At 65.0% G+C, this 14,728-nt stretch carries 15 protein-coding genes; 11 read left to right on the top strand and 4 right to left on the bottom strand.

Going from position 1 to position 14,728, the window contains the following annotated elements:
- Window positions 1-47: 47 nt before the first annotated feature.
- Together E1H16_RS17645 and E1H16_RS17640 are read right to left on the bottom strand one after the other, a co-directional pair.
- A complete protein-coding gene (locus E1H16_RS17645) occupies window positions 48-881 on the bottom strand; it encodes a hypothetical protein (protein WP_134325239.1) in 834 nt (277 codons plus the stop codon).
- A gap of 43 nt (window positions 882-924) precedes the next feature.
- Complete coding sequence (locus E1H16_RS17640; protein ID WP_134325238.1) at window positions 925-2,733, bottom strand: peptidase M16 family protein; 1,809 nt, start codon at window positions 2,731-2,733, stop codon at window positions 925-927.
- A 67-nt stretch (window positions 2,734-2,800) separates the two neighbouring features.
- Here E1H16_RS17640 and ald point away from each other — a divergent pair, with 67 nt between their 5' ends.
- From ald to der, 9 genes are all read left to right on the top strand, one after another.
- On the top strand, window positions 2,801-3,928 hold the full coding sequence (gene ald / locus E1H16_RS17635) for an alanine dehydrogenase (RefSeq protein WP_243837889.1): 1,128 nt from the start codon (window positions 2,801-2,803) through the stop codon (window positions 3,926-3,928).
- The gene (xerD, locus tag E1H16_RS17630) at window positions 3,921-4,856 is read left to right on the top strand and encodes a site-specific tyrosine recombinase XerD (protein WP_134325237.1); all 936 of its coding nucleotides are present in this window, start codon (window positions 3,921-3,923) and stop codon (window positions 4,854-4,856) included. The genes ald and xerD overlap by 8 nt, the downstream gene beginning before the upstream one ends.
- 106 nt (window positions 4,857-4,962) lie before the next feature.
- Complete coding sequence (locus E1H16_RS17625; RefSeq protein WP_166741831.1) at window positions 4,963-6,171, top strand: ParA family protein; 1,209 nt, start codon at window positions 4,963-4,965, stop codon at window positions 6,169-6,171.
- Window positions 6,168-7,013 carry a segregation and condensation protein A gene (locus tag E1H16_RS17620; protein ID WP_134325236.1) on the top strand — a complete coding sequence of 282 codons (846 nt, stop codon included), beginning with the start codon at window positions 6,168-6,170 and terminating at the stop codon, window positions 7,011-7,013. Before E1H16_RS17625 ends, E1H16_RS17620 begins: the two co-directional genes overlap by 4 nt.
- Window positions 7,010-7,696, top strand: coding sequence for an SMC-Scp complex subunit ScpB (scpB, locus tag E1H16_RS17615; protein WP_134325235.1), 687 nt, complete (start codon window positions 7,010-7,012; stop codon window positions 7,694-7,696). Before E1H16_RS17620 ends, scpB begins: the two co-directional genes overlap by 4 nt.
- Entirely contained in the window at window positions 7,696-8,577 is an 882-nt protein-coding gene (locus E1H16_RS17610) for a pseudouridine synthase (RefSeq protein ID WP_134325234.1), read from the top strand. The genes scpB and E1H16_RS17610 overlap by 1 nt, the downstream gene beginning before the upstream one ends.
- 96 nt (window positions 8,578-8,673) lie before the next feature.
- Window positions 8,674-9,036, top strand: a complete 363-nt coding sequence (gene aroH, locus E1H16_RS17605; protein ID WP_134325233.1) for a chorismate mutase — start codon at window positions 8,674-8,676, stop codon at window positions 9,034-9,036.
- Entirely contained in the window at window positions 9,033-9,725 is a 693-nt protein-coding gene (cmk, locus tag E1H16_RS17600) for a (d)CMP kinase (protein WP_134325232.1), read from the top strand. The genes aroH and cmk overlap by 4 nt, the downstream gene beginning before the upstream one ends.
- Window positions 9,722-11,125: a ribosome biogenesis GTPase Der gene (gene der, locus E1H16_RS17595; RefSeq protein WP_134325231.1), complete on the top strand. Its 1,404-nt coding sequence runs from the start codon at window positions 9,722-9,724 to the stop codon at window positions 11,123-11,125. The genes cmk and der overlap by 4 nt, the downstream gene beginning before the upstream one ends.
- Before the next feature lie 4 nt (window positions 11,126-11,129).
- Here the strand turns inward: der and E1H16_RS17590 are convergent, their stop codons facing one another.
- Window positions 11,130-12,122, bottom strand: a complete 993-nt coding sequence (locus E1H16_RS17590) for an LLM class flavin-dependent oxidoreductase (protein WP_134325230.1) — start codon at window positions 12,120-12,122, stop codon at window positions 11,130-11,132.
- 83 nt (window positions 12,123-12,205) lie between these two features.
- Here E1H16_RS17590 and E1H16_RS17585 point away from each other — a divergent pair, with 83 nt between their 5' ends.
- Window positions 12,206-13,213 carry an NADP-dependent oxidoreductase gene (locus E1H16_RS17585; RefSeq protein WP_134325229.1) on the top strand — a complete coding sequence of 336 codons (1,008 nt, stop codon included), beginning with the start codon at window positions 12,206-12,208 and terminating at the stop codon, window positions 13,211-13,213.
- On the opposite strand, the gene E1H16_RS17580 is transcribed toward E1H16_RS17585, so the two are convergent.
- Window positions 13,210-13,818 carry a TetR/AcrR family transcriptional regulator gene (locus tag E1H16_RS17580; RefSeq protein ID WP_208379144.1) on the bottom strand — a complete coding sequence of 203 codons (609 nt, stop codon included), beginning with the start codon at window positions 13,816-13,818 and terminating at the stop codon, window positions 13,210-13,212. The two genes, E1H16_RS17585 and E1H16_RS17580, sit on opposite strands and share 4 nt — an antisense overlap.
- Window positions 13,819-13,964: 146 nt before the next feature.
- On the opposite strand from E1H16_RS17580, the gene E1H16_RS17575 reads away from it, so the two are divergent.
- Complete coding sequence (locus E1H16_RS17575; RefSeq protein WP_134325227.1) at window positions 13,965-14,723, top strand: enoyl-CoA hydratase/isomerase family protein; 759 nt, start codon at window positions 13,965-13,967, stop codon at window positions 14,721-14,723.
- Window positions 14,724-14,728 lie beyond the last annotated feature (5 nt).

Genomic DNA, 14,728 nt, shown 5'->3' with positions numbered 1-14,728 from the left:
GGTGCAACGGTGGCCCCGACCGGAGGTGGCCGGGACCAGCGACGCGGCTAGAAGCCGAAGTCGAAGTCTCCGCCGCCCATATCGCCACCGCCAAAGTCGCCGAAGCCGCCGCCCATATCGCCGCCGTAGTCTCCGCCGCCGCCCATATCGCCACCGTCACCCATGTCGCCGCCGTCCGAGGCGTCGCCACCGTCGCCGCCGCCGTCATCACCGGACTCCTGCCCAGCGTCTTGGCCGTTCTCCCACGCCGAGGCGCTGGCGATCCCGGCCATACCCAGGAACATGGCGTTGAACATCATCATGGACCCCATCGCCCAGACGCCCGTGGCCAGAGCCGGAGCCCACCACCGCTCGCTGTACCAGCCAGCAGGTACCGGGCGGCCGGCGACACGTCCACCGGGATGGTAGTAAGGCGTGCGCTCAGAGGCTTCGGGAGACAGTTCGTACTCGTGACCCTCGACATCGACCTGACGCGATTCGGTCACCGCGCCGGCACGTTCGCGTTCGCGGTCCTTCGGCAGTTCGGGCCCAGGATCCAGACCCATCGCCGTACGCGCGGCACGCACGTAATACAAGCCCTCGAGCGCGGTGTCCTTAGCGAGCTGCGCCTGATGCGCGGTCGTGGCCTGCTCGATTTGCGATCCGGCAGCCGTAAAGCGCTCCGAGGCATCGCTCATGGCCTGCTTCGAGGCCGTGTCGGTGCCTTCCAGGTTCAGCACCTGGCCACCGAGTCGATCGATCCAGCGCCGCGCTTCGGCCTTCTCGTCCTCGACTGATAACGCCGGACGGCCGAATGCGGTGCGACGTTGCGGGCCTTGATTGCGGTTGCTGAGAAGCAGCACCACGAGCACGATAACGCCAACGATGAGGACGAACTCCATCTGCAGAATCCTCCGGAATATGGGGGTGTTCTCGCATAACGCTTTAGTGAGGTAGAGAGTTCCCGGTGACGCGGCCGGTTTGTAGTCGGCGCTCGGTGAGCGCCGTGTCGTACGCCCATGCGCCGCCGATGACGAACGTGACGAGCCCGACGGCGCCGAGTAGCCAGCGCAGCCAGGTGAGTTGACCCGGTAGCAGCGGTGCTGAACCCACCGCGATCAGCAGCACCCCCACCAGTACCGCGCCCCACCACCACATTGGGGCGATGCGGTCGCTGAGTCGCAGCGGGGCGGACGGCGGCGTCTCGCGCGGCCCCATCTCGATGATCGGCTGATCACCCAGGTGGCGGTGTACCGCTTGAGTTACCGCGTCCGGTGCGAGCCAACGTTCGGGGGCGATGTCGAACTCGCCCGCCGCGGTGCTGGTGAGCAGGAGTCGGCCGTCATCCCACGATTGCGCCATCGCGACATCTGCCCAACGCACCTGATCGTCCGCTGCGGTGAGGCTGCGTAACGTGATGCCGTCCTCGCCGACGATGAGCCGGCAGGGTTGGTGCCGGGAACTGAGCCCGTACGCGGGACGCGAGCGGAGGATTTCGCCGTCCGCGTCAAAGGGTGCGAGTGTCGCTCCGGCGCTCCAGGCCCGGACCGGCGGATCGGTCTCGGCCATCATCAACACGGCCGAATCCGAAAATTGGGACAACTGCGCGCCGACCAATTCGCTGCTGGCGCCGCTGAGCATGCGCCGCTCGAGGGCGAGGGACCACGGCTGCTCGTTCAGGGCTCCGAGCGCCTGACGATGGAGTAGATCGTGCGCGCCGGAGCCGGTGCCGGCGGCGCGCTCATAGGCGCTGAGCCGACGTTTTACGTGCGCACCGAGCTCGCCCTCGAGTAGACCGTTGGCAACGAGCACAGCGAGCGCCTCGGCCGCGATATCGGCTACTTTGGCCTCGATCTCGGCATCGACGTCCGCCCATACGACGCTATGCACCGAATGCGGGCCGAGTGTCATCGGTCCACCGCGGATCTTCAGTTCAGATCCGTATCGCTGCTGCAGTGCGAACGCGATCCGCGAGCGGACGATTTCGGTGGACAGCCCGGCGACGGCGCGATCTCGGTCGAGATGATTCTCGTCCGTAGTCAGCAGACCGCTGAGGCTCAGCATCGGAGTAGGGCTCGCGATCAGCGCCGGCGGGTTCAGCAGGGTCGGCTGCGGTGGGGTCACAGGCACGTAGTTGCCATCCGGCAGGGGCACCCGCAGCGTGGTGGCTTTGGTGCCGCTGAGCGCGAGTACGGAGTTCCCGCTGGTCAGGTAGGTCGTTACCCAGTCGTGGATGTCGTCGACACCGATGCTGTCGAGCCCAAGCTCGGGCACCGATCCGCCGCCCCAGCCTGGTAGGCCGAATCGGGCTCGCAGGACTCTCGTGTGCTCGGGGGCGTGCAGTCGTTGATCGGCCTTCGCGGCGCCGCGAACACGCTCCAACGCGCGCTCGTCAGCATGTGCGCGGGCGCTGCCGATCCAGTGGCACACCGCGCCGATCTCGTTGGCAACAGCCAGCGCTCCGCCGGAGAAATGGAAGCTGAGCGTGGAGGCACTGACGGAGACGTGGCAGGTGCTCTCATCTTGATCCGCCGCCGCGCTTGCCAGATGCCCGACGAGGTGGGTGATACCCCGGTGATGCAGCGGTTCGTCGGCGAAACCGACCCGGAACGAAAGGGTTGCCCGGGTGCGTCCACCGACCGAAGAGATAAGCGTTGTGACATTGTCGATGGTGCTGCGAGTGGCCGCGTTGCGCACGATGGTCTGTGCGGCGCTGGCGCCGGACAGGCTGTTCGTTCGTTGCGTTTCGGGCACCCAAGAAGGCTACGTCATCCGGGTGGGTCGATAAGGTTCATCAGCCCGCCAGCGTGGCTTGAGTTAAATGATCGAGAGGTTTTCACATATGCGAGTCGGCGTTCCCAAAGAGGTCAAGAACCACGAGTACCGGGTTGCTCTGACCCCGGCTGGGGTGCGTGAGCTGCACGCGCATGGGCATGACGTTGTGGTGGAGACCAACGCCGGCATCGGATCGTCGATCGGCGATGAGGATTACGTGCGGGCCGGAGCGCGCATTGCCAAGCACGCCGACGACCTGTGGGGCGACGCCGAGTTGGTGCTGAAGGTGAAGGAACCGGTAGCGCAGGAATATGGCCTGCTACGTGACGGGCAGACATTGTTCACGTATTTGCATCTGGCCGCCTCCGCGGAGTGCACGCAGGCATTGGTCGACTCGAAGGTGAACGCGATCGGCTACGAGATGGTGCGCTCCGCTGACGGCCGACTGCCGCTCTTAGCCCCGATGTCCGAGGTAGCCGGCTGCTTGGCGCCGCAGATCGCGGCCAACGCGCTCACCAAGGTCAACGGCGGGCGCGGCATGTTGATGGGTGGCGTCACCGGCGTGTACGGCGCGAAGGTGGTCATCATCGGTGCCGGTGTCAGCGGTATGCGCGCGGCCAGGATCGCCGCCGGCATGCAGGCGAAGGTCATCCTGCTCGACCGCAACATCGAGGCGTTGCACGCCGCCGATGCGTACTTCCGCGGTGCCGTGCAGACGATCTCATCGAGCGCACACGCGATCGAAGAAGCGATCGCGGATGCCGACGTGGTGATTGGTGCGGTACTGGTGCCGGGCGCACGTGCGCCGAGGGTGATCACCAATGAAATGGTCGCCGGTATGCAGCCCGGTTCGGTGCTCATCGACCTCTCCGTCGATCAGGGCGGGTGTTTCGAAGACACGCGCCCGACGAGCCACGCGGACCCGACGTATACGGTGCATGGCTCAATCTTTTATGCCGTGGCGAATGTCCCCGGCGCCGTTCCGGTAACGAGCACGGCGGCGCTGACGAATGCGACGCTGCCGTACGCGCTCGCGCTGGCCGATCGCGGTTTCGCGGGCGCGTGTGCCGCCGATCCCGCGCTCGCCGCCGGTGTGAACACCGCCGCCGGAGCGTTGGTCTCCGAGGCCGTCGCTCAAGCGCACGACATGCCGTGGACGCCGTTCGGTGACTGATGCACCGCGCCACTCGATCGGGCAGGTTGCGCGCGGGTACCTCGATCACCTCGCCATCGAACGGGGCCTGGCGACAAACACGCTCTCGGCGTACCGCCGAGATGTGAATCGGTATCTCGATTGGCTGCACGCTCGTGGACGCGAAGACTTCGGGGACGTGATTGCGGTGGACGTCGCCGACTTCGCGGCGTACCTGCGTGAGGGCGACGAGGAGCATCAGCCGTTGTCGACGACCTCGGCGGCGCGGGTCGTCGTCGCTGTGCGGGGTCTGCATCGGTTCGCCGTCCGCGAGGGCATCGTGCCGGTTGACGTCGCCGGTGACGTCCGCCCGCCGACCCCAGGTAAACGGCTACCGAAAGCACTGCCTATCGAAGACGTCGAGCGACTGCTTGATGCCGCGCTGCACGAGGACACGCCGCTGGCCTTGCGCGATCGAGCGTTGCTGGAATTCCTGTACGGCACGGGGGTGCGAATCTCCGAGGCGCTGGGGTTGGACGTCGACGATATTGACGCCGCCGCGCGTGCGGTTCGGGTGACCGGCAAGGGCAGTAAACAGCGGATCGTGCCGATCGGCAGTTATGCGCTAGCGGCGATCGAGGCCTACCGGGTGCGCTCTCGCCCGACGCTGAGCGTATCCGGGCGCAGCTCCAGCAGACTGTTCCTGAATTCGCGCGGCGGCCCGCTGTCGAGGCAGAGCGCGTGGGCGATCCTGCGGGCGTGCGCCGAGCGAGCGAATATCGACGTACCAATCTCACCGCATACGCTGCGGCATTCGTTCGCCACTCACCTACTCGACGGCGGGGCGGACGTCCGCGTGGTGCAGGAACTGCTCGGTCACGCCTCGGTGACCACAACGCAGGTCTACACGCTGGTGACGGTCGACAAGCTCCGTGAGGTTTACGCGACCAGCCATCCGCGAGCACGTTAGCGCGACACTCTCTAGGGCTACTTGAGGTTTCCGGGGCGCTCGTGCTGTGCCTTAGACTCGTCGGGTACGCCTCGTAGTTTCCGACCGAGAGGTCTTGACCGCTGCCATGACTTTCCCGCCCGATCGCCCGTCCGAGACGCCAGTTCATGGGCATGACGACGCCGTCGACAACGGCACGTACGTCCCGCAGGACCTCTCCGATGCGCAGGATCCGGGAGCTCCAGCAGCTAGCGAATGGCAGTCGCTGTCGCCGCTCATCGTTGACGGTTCCCACCAACCTCCACCTGATCCTCAGTCTCAACCTCAGCCTGAGACTGATCCACAGACGGTCGAATCATCTCCGGTCGCTGATACCTCCGCGGGATCGAGCGCGGCGGCGGTATCGCCACGGCCGGCCGCTGCCGATCAATTGCCGTTCGAGGACGCTCCTGCCGGCGAGCAGGAATCGCAACCCAAACCAAAGCGTCGCGGGATGGGTGAGGATCCGGCGAAGGCACGTCAGCACGACCTGCCTGATCCCGCTCCGCTGGTCAGCACTGGTCCGGCGGTGGTGCTCGCGGTATGCAACCAGAAGGGCGGTGTCGGTAAGACGACGTCCACCATTAATCTCGGCGCGGCGCTCGCGGAGTTCGGACGTCGGGTGTTGTTGGTCGACTTCGACCCGCAGGGCGCACTGTCGGTCGGGCTCGGGATCGCCCCGCACGATTTGGACGTGACTGTCTACAACTTGCTGGTGGAGCGGGGGACCAACCCCACCGACGTCGTGCTGCGTACCTCAGTCAAGGGCGTGGACCTGCTGCCAGCGAATATTGATCTGTCTGCGGCCGAAATCCAACTCGTCAATGAGGTCGCCCGCGAGCAGACACTCGAACGCGTACTGCGCCCGCTGTTGCCGCAGTACGACTACATCCTGATCGACTGCCAGCCGTCGCTTGGCCTGCTGACGGTCAACGCGTTGACCGCCGCTCAGGGCGTGTTGATTCCGCTGGAATGCGAGTACTTCTCGCTGCGTGGTGTGGCGCTGTTGATCGACACCGTGGAGAAGGTGCGCGACCGGTTGAACCCTGAGCTGGAACTCTCCGGGATTCTGGCGACCATGTACGACCCGCGCACCATTCACGCCCGTGAAGTGTTTTCGCGCATCGTCGAGGCGTTCGGGGACATCGTGTTTCAAACCACGATTAACCGCACGGTGCGATTCCCGGAAACCACTGTGGCCGGTGAGCCGATCACTTCCTGGGCGCCTACCTCCGCGGCCGCCGACGCGTACCGGAACCTGGCGCGTGAGATTCTCGCCCGCGACGCGGCGTCGTGACCGAAACGGTCGAAAACTTCGACGAGTCGGATATCGCCGCCGACGACCAGCCGCGCGGCTCCTTCACCGTTCGGTTGACCAACTTCGAGGGCCCGTTCGATCTGCTGCTGCAGTTGATCAGCAAGCACAAACTCGATGTCACCGAGGTAGCGCTGTCGAAGGTTACCGATGACTTCATTGCGCACATTCGCGCAGATGGCGATCGATGGGATCTCGCGCAGGCGACGGGGTTCCTGCTGGTCGCCGCGACATTGCTCGATCTGAAAACCGCGCGGCTATTACCGCGCGCCGAGGTGGAGGACGAGGAAGACCTCGCACTGCTGGAAGCACGTGACCTGCTGTTCGCCCGGCTCCTGCAGTACCGCGCGTACAAGGAAGCCGCCGCCGCGGTGGCAGAAATGATCAGCACGGCCGGACGCCGGTACCCCCGCGCCGTCGCGCTGGAGCCGAAGTTTGCCGAGGCGCTCCCTGAATTACTGATTGGCGTGGGCCCCGAGCGGTTCGCGGCTATCGCTGTTCGGGTGATGACACCTAAAACGCCAGAGACCGTACGCCTGGATCACCTGCACGCCGCCCAGGTGTCCGTCAGCGAGCAAATGGGCATCCTGCGCGAACGGCTACAACGTAAGCGCCAACTCACCTTCCGGGAGTTGACCGAGGATTGCACGCATACCCTGGAGGTGGTCGCTCGCTTCCTGGGCTTGCTGGAGCTCTACCGCGAGAAGGTCGTTGCGTTCGAACAGGTGGTGCCACTCGGTGACCTCAGCGTGCGGTGGTCTACGCGCGACGACGGCGCCGAGCCTGCGGACGCCGGCTACAACCCCGACGAGGAATACGCATGAGTCCAGACAGCGAGAACGCCCCGGCTCCCGTCGAGATCGAACTGCCGCCGCGCCCGGACGATGGCACCGCGCCGTCCGAGCCCGACCAGTTAATGACCATTCTCGAGTCGGACATCACCCCGGCGATCGAGTCGGTGTTGCTGGTGCTGGATCAACCCACCGCAGCGATGGATATCGCCCGAGCCATCGGTATCGGTGAGGACGTCGTCGAAGCGCGGTTACAGGGGTTGCGTGCGGAGTACGACGAACAGGGACGTGGCTTTCAATTGCGCGAGGCCGCCGGGGGCTGGCGGCTGTACACGCGTGAGCAGTACGCGCCGGCGGTAGAGCGGTTCGTGCTGGACGGGCAGAAGACCAGGCTGACGCAGGCTGCACTGGAAACCCTGGCGGTCATCGCTTATCGCCAACCGGTCACCCGAGCGCGGGTCTCCGCGATCCGCGGGGTGAATGTGGACGGCGTCGTACGGACCCTGCTGACTCGCGAACTCATCGAGGAATCGGGGCACGAAGAAGGCTCCGGTGGTGGACTGTTGTCCACGACCGACCTGTTCCTGGAGAAGCTGGGGTTGAAATCGTTGCGGGACCTTCCGCCGATCGCCCCGCTGCTGCCGGACGTGGACCCTGAGATGGACGAGCGACTCGAATCCGGGCTCGCCGCGATCGCCGATATGGAGATGGACTGATGAGCAGGACCTACGACGTGAATCTCGGCGGCGACTTCTACGATCCGGACGACGACGAGTACCAACTCGCCGATGCCGAATTCGATCTGACACCCGCGGCCCCCGAGCGTGGTGAGCGTCGATCGGCGAACTGGAAGGACGAGCACAAGCCCGCCGGCGAGCGATTGCAGAAGGTGCTCGCCCGCGCCGGAGTCGGCAGCCGCCGCGTCTGCGAAGATCTCATCTCCGCGGGGAAGGTGCGCGTCAACGGACAACGCGCATCGCTCGGGATGCGCGTCGATCCGCAAACCGATGTCGTACAGGTCAATGGCTCGCGGATAGAGACCCGCGAGGACATGATCTACCTGGCCCTGAACAAACCACGTGATGTGCTCTCGGCGATGAGCGACGACCGCGGCCGGTGGACCCTCAGCGACTACATCGAGAGCTATACCGAACGCGGCATCCGCCTATTCCACGTCGGCCGGCTCGATGCCGACACGGAGGGGTTGATCCTGCTGACTAACGATGGCGCGCTGGCACATAAGCTCGCGCACCCGTCGTTCGGCGTGGAGAAAACGTATATAGCTGAGATCGTCGGCCCCGTCGCGAAGGACGTCGGCAAGCGGCTGCGCGCGGGAATCGAACTCGAAGACGGACTCGCGCGGGTCGACTCGTTCCGTCTGGTCGAGCAGTTCGGCAACCGGGTGATGGTGGAGGTCGTACTGCACGAGGGGCGCAAGCACATCGTGCGCCGGCTACTGGAGGCGGTGGGGCATCCGGTGCAGAGCCTCGCGCGCACCAAATTCGGTCCGGTGCACCTCGGTGATCAGCGTTCGGGGGTTCTGCGTCCACTGAACTCGAAGGAGATCGCGGACCTGCACGCTGCCGTCGAGAAGTAGCACCGGCGCCGGAATCTTCGCGGCCCGGCGCTCAATGCGGGTAGACCGCTAAGATTGATCGGATTCCCGGCTGGACTGAACGACGAGGAGGACGCTGTGGCGGTACGTGCTGTGCGAGGCGCGGTCCAGATTGACCGTGACGATGTGACGGAGCTGCACGAGGCGACCGCTGAACTGGTCAGCGCCGTGATGGAGCGTAACGACTTCACGATCGATGACATGATCAGCGTGATCTTCACGGTCACCCCCGATCTGACCTCCGACTTTCCTGCGCACGCCGCGCGACTGATGGGGTTTACCGACGTGCCGCTGATGTGCTCGACGGAGATCCCGGTGCCTGGTGCGTTGCCGCGGGTCATTCGGCTCATGGCGCACGTGGAGACCGACAAGGCGCGCGCTCAGATCCAGCATGTGTACTTGCGTGGCGCGGCAGCGTTGCGCCGGGATATCGCACAGTGACCGATGCGTTTCGCGGCGTCGTAGCGATCGACGGCCCATCGGGTTCGGGCAAGTCGAGCGTGGCCAAGGCCGTCGCACGATCGCTTCAGCTGCGCTACATGGACACCGGTGCGATGTACCGGGCAGTGACGCGCGGGGCTCTGCAGGCTCAGATCGCGCTTGACGATGCGGCGGCGGTGGCCGAGTTCGCGCGCCGGATGGATCTGCCGGTGCCTACCGATCCAAATGCACAACGGATCGTGATAAACGGCGCGGACGTCACCGAGGCGATCCGCACCAGTGCGGTTTCTGAGGCGGTCTCGGCCGTGGCGACCAATCTCGACGTACGCGCTGAGTTGGTGCGTCGCCAGCGGGAGGTCGTGGCCGCGGGTGCCGCGATCGTGCTCGAAGGGCGCGATACGACCACGGTCGTCGCGCCAGATGCCGCCGTACGCCTGCTGATCACCGCCGACCCGCAGGCGCGGATCGCGCGGCGAGCCGCCGAACTGCACGAGACGGTCGATGCCCGCACGATGGGTGCCACCACCGCACAGGTTATCGAGCGTGATGCCAAGGACTCGACGGTGGTGGAGTTTCAGCGGGCCGCGGACGGCGTGATCACCGTGGACACTTCGCACTTATCGTTGGAATCCTCAATCGAGACCGTGCTTCGGATCATTGCTGAGGTCGACGGAAAGCAGACGCCGTGAGCGACGAAAACGAGATCCCTGAGTGGGTCGCCACCGAACTCGCCGAGCTGGATGGCGGTGACGCTGATGATTTCGAGCAGTCCGCCCCGGCGCCGATCGTGGCGGTGGTGGGTCGGCCGAACGTAGGCAAATCGACCTTGGTGAACCGGATCCTGGGACGACGCGCGGCCGTAGTCCAGGATGTGCCGGGCGTGACCCGGGATCGGGTGAAGTACGACGCCAATTGGAGTGGACGCCGGTTCACCCTGATGGACACTGGTGGATGGGAGCCCGATGCGTCGGGGCTGCAGGCCGCCGTCGCGCTGCAGGCTGAACACGCGATGAACATCGCGGACGTCATCCTGTTCGTCGTTGACGGGTCGGTCGGCGCGACGACGACCGACGAGGCTGCGGTCCGCCTGCTGCGCAAGGCAAAAGTGCCCGTGCTGCTGGTCGCGAACAAGGTCGACGATGAGCGCGGTGAGGTAGACGCGTTGACGTTGTGGAACCTCGGTCTGGGCGAGCCGTACCCGGTCTCGGCGCTACACGGACGCGGCTCGGGTGACCTGCTGGACGTCGTCCTGGACACACTGCCGGATGCTCCGCGCGAGTCATACGCGGCATACGGCGGCCCGCGCAGAGTTGCACTGGTGGGGCGGCCGAACGTGGGGAAGTCCTCGTTGCTGAACAAGTTGGCGAAGGAAACCCGCTCAGTGGTCGACAACGTTGCCGGGACGACCGTTGATCCAGTCGACTCCGTGGTGGAGGTCGGCGGCGAACAGTGGCACTTCGTGGATACCGCCGGGTTGCGCAAGCGTGTCAAGAACGCCGAGGGAGCGGAGTACTACGCCTCATTACGTACCGCGTCGGCGATCGAGCAGGCCGAGGTATGCGTGATCCTGCTGGATGCCTCAGAACCGATCAATGAGCAGGACCAGCGCATCATTACCTCAGTGGTCGAATCCGGTCGAGCATTGGTGCTGGCCTTCAACAAGTGGGACCTGGTCGACGAGGAACGCAGACTGCGCCTGGACAAAGAGGTCGAACGCGAACTCGTACGGATTCCCTGGGCGCAGCGGGTCAACATTTCCGCGAGCACGGGGCGTGCAGTCGATAAGTTGGCGCCGGCGATGCGGACCGCGTTGGAATCGTGGGACACCCGGGTACCGACGGCGAAACTGAACGCGTGGCTGTCCGAAATCGTGTCGGCCCACCCGCACCCGGTGCGCAGCGGTAAGCAGGCCCGGATCCTATTCGCCACCCAAGCCTCGTCGCGCCCGCCGCGGTTCATCATCTTCACCACCGGATTCCTCGAGCCGCAATACTTGCGGTTCATTGAGCGGCGGATGCGTGAGGACTTCGGCTTCACCGGGTCGCCGATCCGAATCAGCGTCAAGGAGCGGCAGCGCCGCCAGCGCTAACGCTTCAACTGCTTAGGCACTGCTCGGCGACGATCTCGAACGAGCGAAGCCATGCGGTGCGCTCGGTGGCATTGGAGACCAGGATCAGCTCGTTGGCCTGCGTCTTCTGTTGTAGGTCGGCGAGGAAGGCCTTGGCTTGTGGCCCGTCTCCCACGGCGGTGTAGGTGAGCATGTGGTCGACCTGCATCCCGCCCGGTCCGGCGAGGTGCTCTTCGATCTCCGCGTCGGTGAAGTTTCGGCCGCGACCAAACATCGACACGAATCGCTTGCGTCGACTGTCCTGTAGCAGGCGTTGGGCCTCGTCGGTGGTGTCGGCGGCGATCACGCCGGCACCGACGATCACATACGGCTCGGCGAGTTGTTCGGAGGGTTCGAACCGTTCGCGGTAGATCGAAATGGCCTGGTGCAGCGAGTCGGGCGCGAAGTGGGACGCAAACCCGAACGGTAGGCCGAGCGCGGCGGCGAGCTGGGCGCCGTACAACGACGATCCAAGGATGTAGAGCGGCACGTGCGTTCCGCGTCCGGGGACGGCTTTGACCCCCTGCAGAAGCGAGTGGTCGCCGAGATACCCCTGCAACTCTTGTACGTCGCGGGGGAAGCTGTCTGCGGAGGCGTTGTTGCGGCGCAGCGCCTGCATGGTGACTTGATCGGTGCCCGGAGCGCGGCCGAGGCCGAGATCGATCCGGCCTGGGTAGATTTCCGCGAGGGTGCCGAACTGCTCAGCGATGACCAGCGGGGAGTGGTTCGGCAGCATGACTCCGCCCGATCCGAGCCGGATCGTCGAGGTGTGCCCGGCAATGTGTCCGATCAGCACGCTGGTCGCCGAGGAGGCGATGCTGGACATGTTGTGGTGTTCGGCGTACCAGATCCGCTCGAAACCCCACCGCTCGGCTCGTTGGGCGAGGTCGACGCTCGCGGCGAAGCTCTCCGCGATCCGCTCGCCCCTGACGACGGAGGCGAGGTCGAGGATGGACAGTGGCACCGTGAATGAACCCATGTCTGCACTCTATGTTGACTTCGAGTTAGGTTGGGCAGCACCGTTCGTGTCCACAGACGTACCCGCTGAAGGAGTCGCATTCCATGACGAATACCACCCAGATCGTGCTGGCCTCACGGCCAGTCGGGGAGCCGACACACGAAAACTTCCGCACCGAAACCCTCGCACTGCCTGAACTGGCCGACGGCCAGGTGCTGCTCGAGACGCAGTACCTCTCGCTCGATCCGTACATGCGTGGGCGGATGAATGACGCCAAGTCGTACGCCGCCAGTGTTGAGATCGGCGATCCGATGGTCGGCGGGACCGTCTCTCGGGTGGTTGAGTCGCGCTTCGACTCGCTGCGCGCCGGCGACGCCGTGCTGAGTTACGCGGGCTGGCAGACGCACTCCATCGAGGAGGGCAAGAACCTCGCGAAGGTTGATGATTCGGTGCCGCTCTCGCAGTACCTGGGCGTACTAGGGATGCCGGCCATGACCGCGTACACCGGGCTGCTGAACATCGGTAAGCCGCAATCAGGGGAGACTGTGGTGGTTGCTGCCGCCACCGGCGCCGTCGGCGTCGTCGTGGGTCAGATCGCGAAGCTCAAGGGCGCGCGCGCCGTCGGCATCGCCGGTGGCCCGGAGAAGGTTGCGTACCTGAAGGAGATCGGCTTCGATGCGGCAGTCGACCATCGAGCCGACGATTTCGTCCAGCAGCTCGAGGCGGCGACGCCGGACGGAATCGACGTGTACTTCGAGAACGTCGGCGGCAAGGTGTGGGAGGCCGTGCTTCCGCGGATGAACGACTTTGGCCGGGTGCCGTTGTGCGGTCTGATCGCAAGCTACAACGACACCGCGCTGCCGGAGGGCCCGAACCGGGTTCCCGTGACGATGCGGACCATCCTGCAGAAGAGCTTGACCGTGCGCGGCTACCTGGTGCGTGAATACAACGATCAGTTGGCGCAGTTCCGTGGGGAGATGCAGGAGTGGATCGCGGCCGGAAAGATCACCTACCGCGAGGACGTCACCGAGGGGCTGGAGAACGCCATCGATGCGTTCATCGGTCTGCTGCGTGGCGAGAACTTCGGCAAAGCTGTCGTCAAGGTCGCTTAACTAGTATCGCGCCGGTCGGTGTTGCGCTGATAGGTCATATCGGCGTCAACGCCGACCAGGAAGGCGCGGATCGTATCGACGAATATCTCCTCGTCGGAGCGGCCGCGCGGAGCGTCGCTCGTACCCCGGGCGAGGGTCCGCTGCACCTCAACGCTGATGAGGCCTAAGGTGATGCGCTCCAGGCCCTCGATGACGCGTCGCGCATCGTGATCGCTGATGCCGTGCTCGTGCAGTTCCTGCACAGCTCGGTCGTTGGCATTCGGCATGCCGTTCACCGCGAGGTAGTGAACGATCAGCGGTGCGACCTGGGGCCGCGCCAGGCTCAGGTCTCGGAAGGCGCGTGCGGATTCCAGGCAGAGGTCCGGCCATGGCACCGAGATGTCATCGAGTGGCGGTAGGTCCGCAGACCTAAGCACAGAGAGGGCGGCCTCATCGAGAAGCTCTGCCCGGCTGGCGAAGTGATGGTAGAGCGATGGCGGTTGTACGCCGAGGATCTTGGCCAGGCGCGGCAGACTGAACTGTTCGTAGCCGACCTCTTCGATGAGGTCGAGCGCCCGCTGAAGTACAGTCGGCCGAACTATTAGCGGCACCGACGGTCGAGCCATCTTAGCCCCCATCCCGAAATGATTCAAACTTGAAGATCGAATCAACGCTAATGAAGAAGACTTTCGGACGTCGCCCGTTTCAGTGGCCTGTTTTGTGATTCGACGTACGCAACTGTGTCAATCAACCAAGTTATTTGGAGGGAATTATGGTCGCAGTTCTGGTATCGAGTGCCAACCGCGTTGCTACGGTGTCGTTCAACCGTCCGGAGAAGTTGAACGCCATCGGCGAGGACACCGTGCCCGAACTGATCGCGGCCCTGACGGATATCGCCGGACGCGACGATATCGGAGCGGTCGTGCTGACCGGGGAAGGTACGTCCTTCAGCGCCGGACTCGACCTGGAATCCGACTTTGGCGGCAGCGTCACGGCGACCTATGAGCGATTGCGAACAAGCGTCGCAGCGATCGTGCTGATGCGCGAGATGCCGCAACCGATCATTGCCGCCGTCCGCGGTCACGCCGTCGGCGGCGGCTTCGCCAATGCCGTCGCCTGCGATATGCGCATCGTCAGCGCCGACGCGCGATTCCTCGCGCCGTTCTCGAATATCGGCATGTCCGCGGGGGACCTCGGTTTGACGTGGCTCCTGCCGCGACTCATCGGGGCAGGTGCAGCGGCCAAGGCGTTCTACGCCGCTAAGCCGATCGACGCGCAGGAGGCGCTGAAACTCGGGCTGGCCGAGGAGATAGCCGAGGATCCCCGGGCGCGCGCGATTGAACTCGCCGAAGAGATTGCGGCCAAGCCAGCGTTCGGCGTGCGGCATACCAAGGAACTCTTGAACGCCAGCATGTACGGCCAGGGGTTCCGCGAGCATCTCGAGACGGAAATGCGCTCGCAGGTCATCTGCTCAATGTCCGAAGACTTCGCCGCAGCCAAGGAGCGGTTCGCCGGGAGCCGCAAGAAGTAGTGTGA

Origin of the sequence: Cumulibacter soli (assembly GCF_004382795.1) — a bacterium.
In the GTDB taxonomy this organism is placed as follows: domain Bacteria; phylum Actinomycetota; class Actinomycetes; order Mycobacteriales; family Antricoccaceae; genus Cumulibacter; species Cumulibacter soli.
The sequence above is the reverse complement of the archived record's forward strand: the minus strand, read 5'-3'. Positions and strand labels throughout refer to the sequence as shown.